At 38.5% G+C, this 17,573-nt stretch carries 18 protein-coding genes and 2 tRNA genes; all 20 read left to right on the top strand.

Annotation, left to right across the window (positions count from 1 at the left end):
- Positions 1-190 precede the first annotated feature (190 nt).
- The 20 genes from AC4IF5_RS19335 (at position 191) to AC4IF5_RS19240 (ending at position 17,554) form a co-directional block, all read left to right on the top strand.
- Positions 191-1,477 (top strand): adenylosuccinate synthase, encoded by a 1,287-nt coding sequence (locus AC4IF5_RS19335; RefSeq protein WP_490737418.1) that lies wholly within the window; start codon positions 191-193, stop codon positions 1,475-1,477.
- Positions 1,478-1,859: 382 nt separating this feature from the next.
- Positions 1,860-2,705 (top strand): energy transducer TonB, encoded by an 846-nt coding sequence (locus tag AC4IF5_RS19330; RefSeq protein WP_490737416.1) that lies wholly within the window; start codon positions 1,860-1,862, stop codon positions 2,703-2,705.
- 167 nt (positions 2,706-2,872) lie between these two features.
- On the top strand, positions 2,873-3,646 hold the full coding sequence (locus tag AC4IF5_RS19325) for a ParA family protein (protein ID WP_490737414.1): 774 nt from the start codon (positions 2,873-2,875) through the stop codon (positions 3,644-3,646).
- A gap of 69 nt (positions 3,647-3,715) precedes the next feature.
- Entirely contained in the window at positions 3,716-4,606 is an 891-nt protein-coding gene (locus tag AC4IF5_RS19320) for a ParB/RepB/Spo0J family partition protein (RefSeq protein WP_490737412.1), read from the top strand.
- Entirely contained in the window at positions 4,606-5,244 is a 639-nt protein-coding gene (locus tag AC4IF5_RS19315) for a DUF5683 domain-containing protein (RefSeq protein ID WP_490737410.1), read from the top strand. Before AC4IF5_RS19320 ends, AC4IF5_RS19315 begins: the two co-directional genes overlap by 1 nt.
- Before the next feature lie 58 nt (positions 5,245-5,302).
- Positions 5,303-6,004, top strand: a complete 702-nt coding sequence (gene dapB, locus AC4IF5_RS19310) for a 4-hydroxy-tetrahydrodipicolinate reductase (RefSeq protein ID WP_490737408.1) — start codon at positions 5,303-5,305, stop codon at positions 6,002-6,004.
- Between the two features lie 132 nt (positions 6,005-6,136).
- Positions 6,137-7,780: a signal peptidase I gene (lepB, locus tag AC4IF5_RS19305; protein ID WP_490737406.1), complete on the top strand. Its 1,644-nt coding sequence runs from the start codon at positions 6,137-6,139 to the stop codon at positions 7,778-7,780.
- A 60-nt stretch (positions 7,781-7,840) separates the two neighbouring features.
- On the top strand, positions 7,841-8,461 hold the full coding sequence (locus tag AC4IF5_RS19300) for a WbqC family protein (RefSeq protein WP_490737404.1): 621 nt from the start codon (positions 7,841-7,843) through the stop codon (positions 8,459-8,461).
- A gap of 73 nt (positions 8,462-8,534) precedes the next feature.
- Positions 8,535-10,220: a S8 family serine peptidase gene (locus tag AC4IF5_RS19295; protein WP_490737403.1), complete on the top strand. Its 1,686-nt coding sequence runs from the start codon at positions 8,535-8,537 to the stop codon at positions 10,218-10,220.
- Between the two features lie 123 nt (positions 10,221-10,343).
- Positions 10,344-10,835: a hypothetical protein gene (locus AC4IF5_RS19290; RefSeq protein WP_490737402.1), complete on the top strand. Its 492-nt coding sequence runs from the start codon at positions 10,344-10,346 to the stop codon at positions 10,833-10,835.
- A 25-nt stretch (positions 10,836-10,860) separates the two neighbouring features.
- Positions 10,861-11,550, top strand: coding sequence for a YiaD family glycine zipper/OmpA-like lipoprotein (locus tag AC4IF5_RS19285; RefSeq protein ID WP_490737401.1), 690 nt, complete (start codon positions 10,861-10,863; stop codon positions 11,548-11,550).
- A gap of 107 nt (positions 11,551-11,657) precedes the next feature.
- Positions 11,658-12,545 carry a decaprenyl-phosphate phosphoribosyltransferase gene (locus AC4IF5_RS19280; protein ID WP_490737400.1) on the top strand — a complete coding sequence of 296 codons (888 nt, stop codon included), beginning with the start codon at positions 11,658-11,660 and terminating at the stop codon, positions 12,543-12,545.
- Positions 12,542-13,861: an FAD-binding oxidoreductase gene (locus AC4IF5_RS19275; protein ID WP_490737399.1), complete on the top strand. Its 1,320-nt coding sequence runs from the start codon at positions 12,542-12,544 to the stop codon at positions 13,859-13,861. The genes AC4IF5_RS19280 and AC4IF5_RS19275 overlap by 4 nt, the downstream gene beginning before the upstream one ends.
- The gene (locus AC4IF5_RS19270) at positions 13,861-14,586 is read left to right on the top strand and encodes an SDR family NAD(P)-dependent oxidoreductase (protein ID WP_490737398.1); all 726 of its coding nucleotides are present in this window, start codon (positions 13,861-13,863) and stop codon (positions 14,584-14,586) included. Before AC4IF5_RS19275 ends, AC4IF5_RS19270 begins: the two co-directional genes overlap by 1 nt.
- A gap of 4 nt (positions 14,587-14,590) precedes the next feature.
- A complete protein-coding gene (locus AC4IF5_RS19265; RefSeq protein WP_490737397.1) occupies positions 14,591-15,178 on the top strand; it encodes an HAD family hydrolase in 588 nt (195 codons plus the stop codon).
- A 24-nt stretch (positions 15,179-15,202) separates the two neighbouring features.
- Positions 15,203-15,670, top strand: coding sequence for a hypothetical protein (locus AC4IF5_RS19260; RefSeq protein WP_490737396.1), 468 nt, complete (start codon positions 15,203-15,205; stop codon positions 15,668-15,670).
- 2 nt (positions 15,671-15,672) lie between these two features.
- The gene (locus AC4IF5_RS19255; protein WP_490737394.1) at positions 15,673-16,848 is read left to right on the top strand and encodes a cysteine desulfurase family protein; all 1,176 of its coding nucleotides are present in this window, start codon (positions 15,673-15,675) and stop codon (positions 16,846-16,848) included.
- An 82-nt stretch (positions 16,849-16,930) separates the two neighbouring features.
- On the top strand, positions 16,931-17,248 hold the full coding sequence (gene trxA, locus AC4IF5_RS19250; protein WP_027374941.1) for a thioredoxin: 318 nt from the start codon (positions 16,931-16,933) through the stop codon (positions 17,246-17,248).
- Between the two features lie 127 nt (positions 17,249-17,375).
- Positions 17,376-17,449: transfer RNA gene (locus tag AC4IF5_RS19245), tRNA-Asp, on the top strand.
- Between the two features lie 31 nt (positions 17,450-17,480).
- Positions 17,481-17,554: transfer RNA gene (locus AC4IF5_RS19240), tRNA-Asp, on the top strand.
- Positions 17,555-17,573 lie beyond the last annotated feature (19 nt).

Raw genomic sequence — 17,573 nt, 5'->3', positions numbered from 1 at the left:
AAATTAAGATCAAGTTTAAAACTTATTTAACCTTTTTCTTTTTTAATTTTTCTTTCATGATAATTTAAAAATAAATAAAAAAAATATAATCCCATGATTTTCATCCCAACTCCAAATAAATATTCACTATAATTTGGTCGTCATTTTTTTTAAAAGTAATTTTGCACGAATCTAAAAACAAAAGTAAAATATGTCAACTTATGTAGTTGTAGGTCTTCAGTACGGAGATGAAGGCAAAGGAAAAATAACGGATGTTTTATCAGCAAAATCGGACTATGTAGTGCGTTTCCAGGGTGGAGACAACGCTGGTCACACGGTTTATGTGGGAGATGAAAAATTCGTTCTACACCTTCTTCCTTCAGGAGTTCTTCAATGCAAAGGGAAATGTATCATTGCGAACGGAGTAGTGGTAAACCCTAAATCTTTTATTAAAGAAGTGAATCAGATCGAGAGCAAAGGCTTGAGAACAGATCACATTTTTATCAGCAGAAGAGCGCATGTGATCATGCCTTACCATATCCTTTTGGATACTTACCGTGAAGAGGAGCACGGTGGAACTCAGATCGGAACTACCAAAAAAGGGATCGGACCTTGCTATGAAGATAAAATCGCAAGAATTGGGATCAGAATGGTAGATCTTTTAAACCCTGAGATTTTAAGAGAAAAAATCGAGAAGAACTTAAAAGTTAAGAACTCTCTTTTTGAAAAATACTACGGAAAGCCTGTTTTAGATGTTGAAGAGATCTACAACGAATTCCTAGAGATCGGAAAGCAGCTTCAGGACAGAATCGTTGATACGGAACTGGAACTGAATGAAGCGATCCACGAAGGAAAGAACGTGCTATTCGAAGGTGCTCAGGCATTGATGCTTGATATTGACTTCGGTACATATCCATATGTAACTTCATCCTCTCCGTCTACAGGAGGCGTTTGTACAGGAGCAGGAGTGCCACCGACATCACTTCAGAACCTTATCGGGGTAGCAAAAGCATACTGTACAAGAGTTGGAAACGGACCTTTCCCGTCTGAGCTGGACAATGAATTAGGAGAAAAGATCAGACAGATCGGTGGTGAATTCGGCGCGACTACAGGAAGACCGAGAAGAACAGGATGGTTAGACCTTGTTTCTTTAAAGCATGCTTGTATGATCAACGGAATCAATAACCTTGTGATTACAAAACTAGATGTTCTTACAGGCATTGACAACCTTAAAATCGTTACCCATTACAAAACTGAAGACGGAAAAATTATCGATTACTTTACTTCGTCAACAGAGAAGTTGTATAACTATGAGCCAATCTATCAGGATCTGCCAGGTTGGGAAGAAGATATCACAAAAGCAAGAAGCTATGATGAACTTCCGGACAATGCTCAGAAATACATCGAGTTTATTGAGAAATATTTAGGAATCAATGTGTACCTGGTTTCTGTAGGCCCTGAAAGAAGTCAGAACATCATCAGAAAAGAATTATTCTAATATTCCTGAAAAATAAAATAGTAAGAGATCATCAAACGATGATCTCTTTTTTATGCCGAATAGTCAACTGCAAAGATCACAATTCTTTTAAATGAAAATAGGCACAATCATCTGTGGAAATCTGTGTCATCTGTGGTTTTATTTCAAATTCTTGATGGTATCGTGTGAATTTCCTGTCTGCTGTCTTATTCAAAATATAAAGCAGATTTTGTATAGACTTTCTATTTTTAAAATGTTAAATTTTAAACTTTATCATAATTTTTTCTAATATTATGTTGTTTTGATAAAATTCTGGCAGATATTTTGATATTGAAACATTGCTTATCGATAAGAACTGAAAAACTAATAATCGCTTTTTTTAACAGTTTAAATAGTAATAGTGATGAAACACCAGAATCAAAACCAGGAATTTCGCTTTAACGAAGTTCTTTTTGAGCACCGTAACAAAGAATATGGGGCATATGTATTAAGAAACGAATCAGATAGAATATTAACCAAAGCACTTTTTATAGGTGTAAGTTTAATGGCTGCTGTGTCAATTACACCGTTTGTGATTTCAGCGTTTAAGACTTCAGAAGTGATCACTGATGGTGGATATGTACTTCCTCCACCGATGGTAATTCCTGATGAACCTGAAACACCACCAGTAAAAATTGAACCTGTAAAACCAGCGAGTGCTCCCAATACAAAAACGTTTGATAGCACAGTACCTACACCATCTAGTACTGCTCAGGATAATGTGAAAAAAGATCCTATTCCTGATGACGCTGTAGCAGGCTTTACAAATAATTTTAAAGGAGATCCTGTGACACCTAATACCCATGTTCCGACAACCATTCCGGTTGGAACAGGGCCGGTAATGAATACTCCGCCGCCAGTAATTTCTGATCCGGTGGATAAAACCAGAATTGCAGAGTCAGGAGAACTTGGAGTAGAAGCCAATTTCATAGGAGGTATAGACTCTTTCAGAAATAAAGTGATGAACAACTTTGACGGTTCAGGATTTGAATCAGAAGAGTTGGTGAAAACTACAGTTACCTTTATTGTAGAAATAGATGGAACGATTTCAGGGGTAAAAGCTAATGGAACCAACGCCGATTTTAACAATGAGGCAATAAGAACAATTAAATCGATCTCGAGTAAAGGAAAATGGACTCCCGCCAAAAATAAAAAGGGAGAATCCGTAAGAAGTTATTTCAAATTTCCGATCTCAATGAAGTTTGATTAATTGATCCTGAAAACAAATTTTAAATAGTTATCCACAAAGAATTTTTTTTGTGGATAATTTTTTTAATAGTTAAAGTGCTTATTAACAATATTTTAACTCAATTTTGATTTTCTTCATTCACCGGGAGCAAAGAAAAAAGTGTATTTTTGAAACTTAAAGTTCGAATAATGGCAAAAATCATAGGTATTGCTAATCAAAAAGGGGGAGTTGGTAAAACAACTACCGCTGTAAACTTGGCAGCAGCATTAGGAGTATTGGAAAAGAAAATATTGATCATTGACGCTGACCCTCAGGCGAATGCTACATCGGGTCTGGGCGTTGAAGATGTTCAGTATTCTACATATAATCTTTTAGAGCACAGCGCGGAGACAAGAGTTTGTATCAAAAGAACTGCCACTCCAAACCTGGATATTATTCCGTCACATATCGATCTTGTAGCAGCGGAAATCGAATTGGTAGACAAGGAAGACCGTGAATATATGCTGAAAAAAGCATTGGCCAGCGTAAGAGATGATTATGACTATATCATTATCGACTGTGCGCCGAGTTTAGGTCTTATTACCGTGAATGCCCTTACAGCGGCAGACTCTGTGATCATCCCGATCCAGTGTGAGTACTTTGCATTGGAAGGGCTGGGGAAACTTTTGAATACCGTCAAAAATGTTCAGAAGATCCACAACAAAGATCTTGGGATAGAAGGTCTTCTTCTTACGATGTATGACAGCCGGCTAAGACTGTCTAACCAGGTTGTGGAAGAAGTGAATTTGCATTTCCCTGAAATGGTTTTCGAAACCATTATCAGCAGAAACGTAAGATTAAGTGAAGCTCCTAGTTTTGGAGAAAGTATCCTGAATTATGATGCCGAAAGTAAAGGAGCTGTTCAGTATATTCAGTTAGCTGAAGAAGTTCTTTTAAAGAACGAAAATTTAGTAAAGAATTAAATTAATAATAAATGGCCAATAAGTGAATGTTAGCCATCACTTATCAAACATCATTTATCAATTATATATATGAAGGACAAAAAAAGAGCTATGGGACGAGGCTTGGGCGCTATTTTAAGTGCAGAATCCAAAGCAACTATTAATTCGGCTACTGATGAAGGAGCTGATAAGTTTGTAGGGAATATTGTTGAAGTTGCGCTTGAAGATATTTACCCGAATCCTACGCAGCCGAGAACTTATTTTGATGAAAAAGCACTGAACGAACTGGCACAGTCTATCAAGAACTTAGGCGTAATTCAGCCGATTACCTTAAGAAAAGACGGTGAAAAATTCGAAATCATATCCGGGGAAAGACGTTACAGAGCAACTAAAATTGCTGGGTTAACGACCATTCCTGCATATATCCGTTTAGTAAACGATCAGGAGCTGCTTGAGATGGCTCTTGTAGAAAACATCCAGAGAGAAGACCTTGATGCGATTGAAATCGCTCTGACTTACCATAGACTTTTGGAAGAGATCGGTCTTACTCAGGAGAATCTGAGCCAGAGAATAGGGAAGGACAGAAGTACCATTACCAACTCCATCAGGTTATTAAGACTGAACCCGGACATTCAGAATGCGATCAGAAGCGGTGAAATTTCCGCAGGACACGGAAGAGCGATCATCAGTCTTGAAAATGAAGATGACCAGCAGGTTTTATTCAGTCTCATCATTAAAGAAAAATTAAATGTTCGTCAGGCTGAGCAGGCTGCTGCTGCCTTGAAGAACCCAAAGTCTCCCGCAGCAAAAAAAGCGAGCGTAGAGCTTTCCAATAACTATAAAAAAGCCCAGAAGACTATTGCAGATATCTTAGATGTAAAAGTAGAAATCAAAACTTCTGGAAATGGTAAAAAAGGTAAAATTGTTCTGGACTTCAAAAATGAAGAAGAGCTGGAATATATTTTATCCCATATTAAATAATGAAGAAAGTATTTTTCACATTTTTCTTGTGTATTGCTGCACTGGCTTATTCACAAGTCAGTCCCATTGATACCGTTCGGATGCAGGCTCCTCCGAAAGAGGAAGTTCCTGCCATAAAACCTGGAAAAACAGAAGCCAGGATCATTGAAGATCTGGAAAAAGCCAATGGTCCCACGAAGAAAACCCTTAAGCTGAACCCTACCAGAGCAGGTTTGTATTCTGCAGTTTTGCCGGGTTTGGGACAATTCTATAACAAAAAGTACTGGAAAATTCCAATCGTTTGGGGAGCTGTGGGAGCAGGTGTAGGTATCGCTGTTTGGAATGACAATCAGTACAAAAAATATCGTGAATATTATATCGCTAAGCTTAACGGTACCCCCAATGAATTTGTAGACAGCCATCCCTGGCTGGACAAGAGAGCTTTGGGAACTGCACAGGACAGATCTAAAAGACAAAGGGATTATGCTATTGCTATCACAGGACTGATCTACATTCTGAATATTGTAGATGCCGTGGTAGATGCGCATCTTTATGAAAGCCGTCATGATCCGGATCTGAGCTTTAAGCCATCTCTTATTCAGGATCAGTATGGATACGATGCGCCGAAAACAGGATTCAGTTTAAGCTATAGATTTTAATTACAACAATAAACAGGTTACCGTACATGTTACGGACAATCAGAAAAAGAAAGAGCATATGAAAATAGCATTAGTTGGTTATGGTAAGATGGGTAAGATCATTGATGAGATTGCACAGAAAAGAGGTCATGAAGTAGTGGCCCGCCTGAAAGAAACCCCAACTGCTGAAAATCTTAATAATCCGGATGTTGTGATTGAATTCTCCCTGCCGGAAGTTGCCTTTGAAAATATTAAAGCTTGTCTTGAAAATAAAATTCCTGTAATCTGCGGAACTACAGGCTGGCTGGAGAAAAAAGCAGAAATAGAAAAACTGGCTGTAGAAAATGATACAGCATTCCTATATGGTTCAAACTTTAGCTTAGGAGTCAATCTGTTCTTTGCCTTAAACGAAAAGCTTGCCGACCTCATGAAGAACGTTGATGAATATTCCTGCCAACTGGAAGAAATTCATCATATCCATAAAAAAGATGCACCAAGCGGTACCGCTATTTCCATAGCGGAAGGCATTATTCAGAACAATCCGAAGTTTAAGGCCTGGAAGCTGGAAGAAACTGAAGGTAATCAGCTCGGAATTTTTGCCATACGTGAAGATGAGGTTCCGGGTACCCACAGCGTATATTACAGAAGCGAAGTGGATGAGATCGAGATCAAACATACCGCTTTCAGCAGAAATGGTTTCGCATTAGGAGCCGTAGTTGCTGCCGAATGGATTAAAGATAAAAAAGGGAACTTCGGAATGAAAGACGTTTTGGGGCTTTAATTTGTAACAAAATCTTTATATTGCATACCAATAACAGGAAATGGTGAATAGTGAATTGTAAATAGCCGAAAGCTGTGATCATTTATTACTCATCATTTATCATTTATATCATAAGAATAGGCACAAAAAATTATGAATTATTTTTTAACTTATACAGTGTATGTCCTCATTTTATCTTTATTGATGGGGATTTCAACTTGGAAGCTGTTCAGGAAAATGGGATATAATCCTATATTTGCTTTTATACCTTTCTACAACTATTTCATTATCCTTAAAGAAACAAAACATCCGAAATGGTGGGCTATCCTTTCATATCTTCCGATTGTAGGACCGATCATGATGTCCGTTTTCCACCTTTATTTAGTGAAAAAGTTTGGAAAAACCCTTTTTAAAGATCAGATTCTTACAGTGATCCTGCCGTTTATTTATATGGCTGTGATCAACTATTCTAAAGATGTAGAGCTGGAGGATGAAAATGCCAATGAGCTGTTCCTTACTGATGAGGAGAAAAATGCTCAGAAAAAAGATACATTTATCGGATCTATTACTTTTGCCGTAGTATTTGCAACCATTATTCACGTTTTTGTAACGCAGCCGTTCGGGATTCCTACAGGATCGATGGAAAGAACATTGCTGGTAGGAGACTTTCTTTTCGTAAATAAATGGAGCTACGGATACAGGTTGCCGATGCGCCCTGTGGCAATACCTTTCCTTCAGGGAACGATTATGGATACCGGACAGAAAGGAAACCCGAAAGACGATCCGAAGTCTTATGTGGAAGGAGTAAAATTACCTTATACAAGAATTTTACAATTCAATAAGCCTCAAAGAAATGATGTGGTTGTTTTCAACTATCCTCAGGACTCTGTTCACACGGCGATCGACAGAAAAGATCCCTATGTAAAAAGATGTGTGGCGACAGCTGGTGATACTTTTGAAATGAGAGCCGGAAGACTTTTCGTCAACGGAAAACCGGAAACCGTTTTAGGAGATCAGGAAATACAGCACAGGTATATTGTAACTACAGGAAGCCAGTTGGATATTCCGTCACTATATAATACTTATGGTTTCTTGCCCGTTCAGGAAGTGCAGACGGACAAGGGCTACCTTTACGCTTTCCAGGGCCTTACAGACAAAACGGCCAGAGAAATTAAAGAACTTCCTCAGGTTATTGATATGAACGAAGAAGTTTCTCCAAAAGGAGAAGCTGCCATCTATTATAAAGACGAAGCTAAAACAAGAATAGATACAACCCAGTCTATTTTCCCTGTTAATAAACCTTGGAATCAGGATTGGTATGGCCCTGTAAGAATTCCTAAGAAGGGAGATGTAGTTGCTATTAACAAGGAAACGCTTCCTATGTATAGATGGATTATTTCTGAATATGAGCATAACAGTTTAGCGGAAAAAGATAATCAGATCTTTATCAACGGAAAACCTGCAACCAGCTATACGATCCAGCAGGATTATTATATGATGGTGGGGGACAATAGAGATGCTTCACTGGATGCGAGATTTTTTGGTTTCGTTCCGGAAGAAAATATTGTTGGAAAACCTATGTTTACGTGGATGAGCCTTCAGGGAGCATTTGCTGACAGCAGCTCCAGTTATCAGGCGCCATTTAAGATCCGTTGGGACAGAATGTTTAAGGCAACCAATACAGGAGAAGCCAATAAAACCTCTTACTGGTGGATTGCAGCGATGATCCTGATCTTGTTCTTCGGATGGGAATATTTCGTGAAGCTGTTCAGAAAGAAAAAGTCGGAGAACGATTGATAAATAAAATTAAACTTACAATAGAATGAAGTATTTGAAAAAATACTTCATTTTTACATTATGAATATGAAGAATGTTTTATTACCGGTATTTTATATGCCACCGGTTTCATGGTTTTCGGTGTTTTTAGATGCTGAAAATGAAGTTGTATTTGAACAGCTTGAAAATTTTCCCAAGCAAACTTATAGAAACAGAGCGAATATCTACGGGGCGAACGGGAAGCTGTCACTGATCATTCCTATGAATCACAATGGGAAGAGAGAAATGAAAGATATTGAGATCTCTTACAGGGAAGACTGGAGAAATCTTCACTGGAAATCGATCAAAACAGCCTATCAGAGCTCTCCTTATTTCGAATATTATGAAGATAAGTTCAGAAAGATCTTTGACCTGAAAGAGAAATTCCTTTTGGATTTTAACCTTAAAGGGTTAGAAGTCATCCAACAGATACTGAAAACAGAAAAGGCACACTCTTTGAATGAAGAATATATCAAAAATCCGGAGGCTATCGATTTCAGAGAAAAGTTTTCTGCAAAACATCCTTCAGAATTTGAAATGGAAGAATATTACCAGACCTTCTCAGATAAATTTGGATTTTTGAAAGATTTATCGGTTCTGGACCTTGTTTGTAACAAAGGCCCTGAATCATCTACCTATATTAAAAAAATAAAACAATTGTAGTATAAGATCGTTACCGCACGCAATATAATAAAAGAGTGGCGATTGAATATGACAAAAAATTAAATATCAACATATGAAAAAGGTATTATTAGCTGCCGTTTTTTTAGCAGGTTTTAGTTTCTCTTCTGCGCAGGAGGCTAAAGCTAAAAGTATTGACCCTAAAGAAGACAAGGATCTGATGACCTGGTATCATAAAGATTTTTCCACTTCGAAAGTATATGGGGTGAATACCGAGAATGCTTACAAATATTTAGAATCCAAAGGACTGAAGCCTAAAACTGTTGTAGTTGGAGTTTTAGACAGTGGTGTACAGGTAGATCATCCGGGATTGGTAAAAAACCTATGGACAAATCCTAACGAGGTTCCGGGAAATGGTAAAGATGATGATGGGAACGGGTATATCGATGATGTGCACGGGTGGAACTTTATAGGAGGAAAAAACGGGGATATCGATATTGATAATATGGAGGTGACAAGAGTAGTTGCTAAATATAAGCCTGTTTTCGAAGGCGATGATTCTACAAAGAATAAAGCCAATCAGGCTAAAATGAAGGAAGAGTTTGATATGTATATGAAAGCCAAAGATCTTTTCAATAAAAAAAGCATTGAGGCAAAACAGAACTTCCAGACCTATTCTATGCTGAATGAGCTGATTCCTAATATGGTAAAACTATTAGGAGGAAAGCCTGTAACCGCAGAAACGATTGCAGCCATTAAAGCACCTACAGATCAGAAAGATGCGATCGCTCTGGATTTTCTAAGCCAGATCTCCAGAAATCCTGCTTTTAAAGGAAAATCTTCAGCGGAGTTTGAAAAAGAGATGAAAGGGCAGATGAAAGAGGCTATAGATCATTTTGCCCCGGCTGCAAAACAGTATGATCTGACATATGATCCGAGAAAAGAGATTGTAGGAGATAATTATGATGATTATTCTGAAAAGATCTATGGAAACAACCATTATGAAGGACCTGATGCTGAGCACGGAACTCACGTAGCGGGAATCATAGCAGGACTTCCCCAGGGAAAGGAAATTCAGTATGGAGTGGCATCGAAGGTGGCAAAAATTATGACGGTAAGAACAGTTCCTGATGGAGATGAAAGAGATAAGGATGTAGCCAATGCGATCAGGTATGCTGTTGATAACGGAGCTAAAATTTTAAATATGAGCTTTGGAAAACCTGTTTCTCCAGGGAAAAATGTAGTTTGGGATGCTTTCAAATATGCTGAGGATAAAGGGGTTCTTTTGGTGAAAGCAGCGGGTAACGAAAATGAAGATGTAGCAGAGCACCTGGCATATCCTACTAATTTTAAAAACGTTACTGATGAAAAACCGTTTGTAAGCAATGTCCTTGTAGTGGGAGCAAGTACCAATAAGAATAATGCATTGAGAGCGGATTTCTCTAACTACAATAAAAAGATGGTGAATGTTTTCGCTCCGGGAGAGCAGATTTACTCTACTATTCCTAAAAATGAATATAAATACCTTCAGGGAACTTCTATGGCATCACCCGTAGTTGCCGGGGGGGCAGCGGTTCTGTTGGCGTATATGCCGGATCTTAAACCTTACCAGATCATTGAATCGCTTGTGAAAAGCAGTAATCCAAGCGCTGAAAACGGATTTGCGGACCAGTCTCAGGCCGGTGGCGTTATTGATCTGAAAAAAGCAGCAGAATATGCCTATACTCATTTTTATAATGGTAAGACATCAATAAATACTACTAAACCTTCGAAATCTGCAAAAAAGGCTGTTAAAAAATAATTTGTCTTCCTGTCTTTAAGGAAAAACCATATAGAGTCCGGATTTTTTCGGACTTTTTATTTTTTATTTTCATTTTGGCACGGTTTTTTGTAACTTTATAATAACAAAATAATAAACAACAAAATGAAAAAGTTACTACTTGCAGGGATGTTAGGAACATCGCTTTTTGCAGTGTCTTGTTCCTCCGTGAATAAAGCAGCTACCTCTCAGAATCAAAGAGCAGACTTTCTGAAAATGAAAGGAGACTGGCAGATTGTGAGCGTAGATTACGAAAAAGGATATAAAATCAAACCTTTTGATGAAGGTGCAGATGCCCAGTGTTTCGTAGGAAGCCACTGGAGACTGATTCCCAACAACTGGACAGGGGCGTATACCTTAAACGGAGGGGGAAGCTGCCCGGCAATTACACAACCTATCAAATTTGAAGTAAAAGGCGGTAATACTTTTATGTTTAAAAAAATTGCTGAAGGTACCAAAGCAAAACAAAATACAGCGGGGTATACCCTTACTCTGATCAACCAGACTACAGATCAGTTTTCACTTGAGCAGGATGTTCCGTTTGAAGGAGAAAATGTAAAAGTTGTTTACAACTTCCAGAGAGCAGGGATGAAATAATTTATCAACATAAAGATCAAAAAAAATGAAATTTACTAAAACATACGTAGGAGCCCTTTTCTTGTCATCAGCATTATTATTGACAAGCTGTGAAGCGGTTCAGAATTCTAATCACCAACAGAGAGGTACAGCAGTAGGGGCTGCTTCAGGAGCAGTACTGGGAGGTATCCTTGGAAATAATGTAGGTAAAGGTGGAAACGGAGCTATTGGTGCTGTACTGGGAGGTATTATCGGTGGAGTTGCAGGTAATGTGATCGGTAACAAGATGGATAAGCAGGCAAAAGATATTCAGGAGACTTTGCCTGGAGCTCAGGTAGAAAGAGTAGGAGATGGTATCAAAGTTACCATGAATGAAAGTATTGTAAACTTTGCTTTTGACTCCTCAAACCTTACTTCAGTTGCTCAGACCAACCTTGATAAATTAGCGACAGTATTAAGCAATAACCCGGATACCAACATCAACATCTACGGACACACAGACAGCGTAGGTAAAGATGCTTACAACATGGCACTTTCTCAAAGAAGAGCGGATGCCGTAAAAGCTTATTTGGCAGGACGAGGAATTGCATCAAGCAGAATGTTCACCAAAGGTGAAGGTAAAAATATGCCGGTTGCAAGCAATGATACTGATGAAGGAAGAGCTAAAAACAGAAGAGTTGAATTCGCTATTACTGCTAATGAAAAGATGATTAACGATGCCAAACAAGGGCAGTAATTAATTTAACATATAAATATTTTCGTAAAAGACCGCCCCGGCGGTTTTTTTTGTATTTTTATGCTATAAATTTTGAATTTATTATTTTTGTAATTGAAATAACATAAATGAAGAAATATTTAAAGCTGCTGCGTGTAGAACAATGGGTGAAAAACCTGTTTGTATTTGTCCCTCTATTTTTTTCAGGTAATATTACCAATCTTGATCTGCTTACCAAAAGTATTTTCGCATTTGTGATCTTTTCACTTGCCGCAAGTGTCGTTTATATTCTGAATGACTATAACGATATTGAAGCAGACAGAAAACATCCTGAGAAAAGACGCAGACCTCTGGCAAGCGGTGCGATTTCAAAGTCAAAAGCAATAGGGATTCTTATTGGCCTGGTGGCTGCTGATATTGCTCTTGTATTGTTGGCGCAAACTTACTTTCATGAGCCGTTGTGGAAGTTTGCAACGATCATAGGCTTCTATGTCGTGATGAATCTTGCCTATACTTTCAGACTTAAGCATGTTCCGATCATTGATATCTTTATCATTGCCATAGGATTCGTACTGCGGGTTCTGGCTGGTGGCTATATTACCGGGATCAGCATTTCGCAATGGGCAATCTTATTAACCTTTGTTCTGGCATTGGTGCTGGCAATCGGGAAAAGAAGAGGAGAACTGATCAATGCACAGGTTTCAGGAAAAACAAGGAAAGCGCTGGATGGATATAACGTTCAGTTTGCAGATATAGCATTGTCTATCTCTATTACACTGGCGATTATATGCTATCTGATGTTTACCCTGTCGCCGGAAGTGCAGGCAAGGTTTCATGAAAGGGTTTTCTATACAGTGGTTTTCGTTGTATTTGCATTATTGAGGTATCTGCAGCAGACACTGGTGTACAACAGAACAGAATCACCTACCAAAATCGTATACAGAGACCGCTATATACAGGTCACATTATTACTTTGGGTAGCCACATTTTTAATTCAAATTTACTTTAAAAAATGAAGCCGAACTTCACACAAAAAGTTACAAACTGGGGAAATTTCCCGGTAGTGGAAAAAGAAATGAGATCTGAGGACAGCTTCAAAAAGATAAAAGAATTTGTACTCAGTCACAACGAGATTATTGCCAGAGGAAACGGAAGATGCTACGGAGATGCTTCGTTGGGAGAATCTATATTTTCTACTAAGAAATTAAATAAATTCGTCAGCTTTGACCGGTTAAACGGTGTGATAGAATGCGAATCCGGGGTGCTCCTTTCAGATGTGCTGGAAATAGCTGTTCCCCAAGGGTATTTTTTATATGTTACTCCCGGGACAAAATTTATCTCAGTAGGTGGAGCGATAGCTTCTGATGTTCATGGTAAGAACCATCACGCTGAAGGCTGTTTTTCTGAATATGTCATTGAATTTAAATTAATGACCGAAAGTGGGGAGATCATTACCTGTTCCAGAGAAGAAAATTCAGGGAAATTCTGGGCTACGATTGGTGGAATGGGACTTACAGGAATCATCCTTACCGCAAAATTTAAGCTTAAAAATATAGAATCCGCTTACATCCGCCAGGAAAGCATCAAGGCAGAAAACCTTGATGAGATCTTTAAGCTGTTTGATGAAAGTGAAAGCTGGACTTATACCGTTGCCTGGATCGACTGTCTTCAGAAAGGGAAAAATATCGGAAGAAGTATACTCATGAGGGGTGAACATGCTTTTCAGCACGAGCTTCCTCAAAATCTTGGAAGGGCTCCTTTGAGATTAAAGAAAAAATTACAGCCTACCGTACCTTTTTATTTTCCGGGGTTTGTATTGAATGCCCTGACGGTGAAAATATTCAACTGGCTGTACTATAAGAAACAGTCTAAAAAGGAAGTGAAGAACTTTATCGATTATGAAACGTTCTTTTATCCCCTGGATGCTATCAATGACTGGAATAAGATCTATGGAAAATCAGGTTTTATACAGTATCAGATGGTAATCCCTAAAGAAGCGGGAAAAGAAGGAATGAAAAGAATCCTTGAGACGATTGCCAAAAGTGGAAACGGCTCATTTTTAGCGGTTTTAAAGCTTTTCGGGAAAAACAACCCGCAGGCATACAACTCATTTCCGGTAGAGGGATATACTCTGGCTCTGGACTTTAAAGTCAATTCAAAACTGAAAAAGCTGGTAGACCAGCTCGACAGCATCGTACAGGAATTCGGGGGAAGAATCTATCTTACCAAAGACAGCATGAGCAGATCTTCGCTTACCAATTACCTGAAAAATATTCAAAATCCTAAATTTGTGTCTTTACAGCACAAAAGAATCATAAACAATAACTCATAATGATCGTTCTGGGAAGTACATCTGAAGTGGCACAGGCTTTTGTGGAAAAAGCACTTCAGGAAGGAGAAAAATTTGAAAAAGTCTATCTTTTTACCTCAAATAAAGAAACTACAGAGAGATTTGCAAGGCATATTGATGTGAAGTTTCTGCAGCAATCTGAAGTCATCGAACTGGACCTGACCAAAGAAATTGATTATAATAGATTTGATACTGTCAATTCAAATGTATTATTTTGTGCCGTAGGATATTTGGGGGAAGGAACGGAAGAAGGTCTGTATGATAACAGGAATACAGAACGGATCATTGATATCAATTATTCGAAGCTGGTGCCTGTCATGAACTATTTTGCCCATAAATTCGAAAGCAGGAGGTCGGGAACGATCATTGGGCTTTCGTCAGTGGCAGGAGACAGGGGAAGACAGAGTAACTTTATCTACGGAAGCGCAAAAGCAGCTTTTACGGCTTATCTGAGTGGTCTTAGAAATTACCTTTTTGATAAAAAAGTACATGTTCTGACGGTAAAGCCAGGATTTATGGCAACTAAAATGACCGAAGGACTGCCGTTGAACCCTAAGCTTACAGCAACACCCAAGCAGGCCGCTGCCTGTATTTACAAAGCCTTCACCAGGCAAAAGAATGTGGCATATGTTTTGCCGGTTTGGAGTATTATTATGTTGATTATCAGAAATATTCCTGAGTTTATATTCAAGAAATTAAAGCTTTAAAAAAATGAAAAAATTGTATTGTTTTGATTTTGACGGAACACTGACGTATAAAGATACCATGTTTATGTATCTTAAATTCTACGATTCTACAAAATACCGGATACAATTTTTAAGACATGTACCGCTCTTTATTCTCTTGAAGCTGAAGCTGGCTGAAACAGAAAAGGTGAAGAAAAGCTTTATCGGTTCTATTTTACGGGGACAGACTCAGGAGAAAATAGAGCTGAAGTCCAAACAGTTTTTTGAGCAGCATTATCCTAAGATTGTGAGGGAAAACGCATTGGACTTTATAAAAAATATCGATAGGAATAATACACAAAGTTTATTGGTTACCGCTTCTCTGGATATCTGGGTGAAACCTTTTGCCGATGAACTTAAAATGCAGCTTGTTTCTACACGGGCGGAGTTTAAGAACGGGGTTTTCACAGGAAACTTTATCGGTAAAAACTGTAACGGAAAAGAAAAACTGGTAAGAATAAAAGAAGAAATCAATGATTCTAAATACGACAAAATTATCGCATTTGGTGATACTTCCGGAGATAAGCCGATGTTGAAATGGGCAAATGAGGGACATTACCAATTTTTTCATTAATTTTGGGAGGTAAAAGTGTTAAAAATGAAAAGCTCGTTAATCACATCGATGGTAATCCTGGTGAGTTGTGCAAATGTACCTGCCCAGAAGGAATCTCCTATGCAGAATAAAGCAGAACTTATTGTATCTGAATCGCAGGGCGGGGCAGATCAGCATGGTTTTAGGATCATCAAGGACGAAAAGGATTTTCATAACACGATAAAAGGGAGTTTAGGATTGGTAGAGCTTGGGAAAGAACCTTCCATCGACTATCCGAAATTTCCGAAGAATAAAAAAGTTATTGTATACAATTTAGGCAGCTTCAGATCAGGAAGTCACAGAATAACACAGATCAAAGGTGTATCTGTGAAAGACAATATCCTGTATGTAGAAGTTCCGGAGGGAGAACCTTCCGGTGGAATGGAAATTCAGGTGATCTCCAATCCCTGGTTTATTTTCGCTGTTCCTGCAGATTACCAGTTTACCTCCGTAGAATTAAAATATTCAAAATAGTAATGGATAAAATATATTTAGATAATGCCGCAACCACTCCGCTTGCAGAAGAAGTTATAGATGCAATGGTGGGCACGATGAAGATAAATTTCGGAAACCCGTCTTCAACGCACAGCTTTGGCCAGGAAGCAAAAATCCTTATTGAAAATGTAAGAAGACAGGTTGCAGACTATCTTCATGTAACTCCTGCCGAGATCATTTTCACTTCCTGTGGAACCGAATCGAACAATATGATCATCAAATCCTCTGTAGAACATCTTGGAGTACAAAGGATCATCAGCTCTCCCCTGGAACATAAATGTGTTTCTGAAAGTATCCTGGATATGAAAAGCAGAAAAGGGGTAGAAGTAAACTACATCCGTCCGAATGAAAAAGGAGATATTGATCTTAATAAACTGGAAGAACTGCTAAAAGCTTCAGATAAAAAAACATTGGTAAGCTTAATGCATGCCAATAATGAGATCGGAAACCTTATGGATCTTAAAAAGGTAGCTCAGCTATGCAAGGAACATAACGCTCTTTTCCATTCTGATACTGTACAGACCATGGCTCATATGAACCTTGATCTTTCTGATATTCCTGTAGATTTCGCTTCCTGCAGTGCCCATAAATTCCATGGTCCTAAAGGAGCAGGTTTTGCCTTTATAAGAAAAGCAACGGGACTGAAGGGAATCATTACGGGAGGACCTCAGGAAAGAAGCCTTAGAGCCGGAACAGAAAATGTTTGCGGGATTGTAGGTCTTGGAAAAGCATTGGAGCTTTCTTTAACCCATATGGATGAGTATACCCGCCATATGCAGGAAATTAAAGATTATGCTATCGAAAGGCTTTCTGCCGAAATAGAAGGAATAAAGTTCAACGGAAGAAGCGCTGAAAAAGAAAACAGTCTTTATACTGTATTAAGCGCTTTATTACCTTATAAAAACCCATTGATTGGTCTTCAGCTGGATATGAAAGGTATCGCTATCTCACAGGGCAGCGCATGCTCTTCAGGAGCTTCCAAGCCTTCCATGGTTATGATGATGGTGCTTTCTGAGGACGAAATGGATCATTGTACACCATTACGGATCTCCTTCAGCCATATGACAACCAAAGCGGATATCGATAGATTGGTAGATGCCTTAAAGGAAATTTCAAGCGATTACACTATAGAAAAAACTAATGTTGAGCATAGATAGTCTTATGATGTAAAAATCGTAATTTTGAAGACTCAATAGAGGGAAACAAGAAAATAATATTAATTAAAATAAAAGAGACAAAATGGCTTTAGAAATTACAGACAGCTCATTTCAGGATACGGTTTTGAAATCAGACAAACCGGTATTAGTAGACTTCTGGGCAGTATGGTGCGGACCTTGCAGAACGTTAGGACCGATCATTGAAGAAGTGGCATCAGATTTTGAAGGTAAAGCAGTAGTAGGGAAAGTGGATGTAGACAACAACCAGGAAATTTCAATGCAGTATGGTATCAGAAATATTCCTACAGTTCTTATTTTTAAGAACGGAGAAGTAGTAGACAAATTAGTAGGTGTCGCTCCAAAAGAGGTAATCGCTGAAAAACTAAGCGCACACTTATAAAAAAATAAGTTTGATAATGAATGCCTTCCATGATTGGGAGGTATTTTTTTTTGAAATAATTTGCAGGTAATAAAAAAAGATGTAATTTTGCAACCACGAAAAAGAAACGAAGTTCTTTATAAAATTTGATCCGGTAGTTCAGTTGGTTAGAATGCCGCCCTGTCACGGCGGAGGTCGCGGGTTCGAGTCCCGTCCGGATCGCAGAAGTTTTCTCAATTTCTTTTAAAAAATTGATCCGGTAGTTCAGCTGGTTAGAATGCCGCCCTGTCACGGCGGAGGTCGCGGGTTCGAGTCCCGTCCGGATCGCAGAAGTTTTCTCAATTTC

It is taken from the genome of Chryseobacterium sp. UF-290 (assembly GCF_058245615.1).
This window is presented reverse-complemented; position numbering and strand designations above follow the sequence as displayed.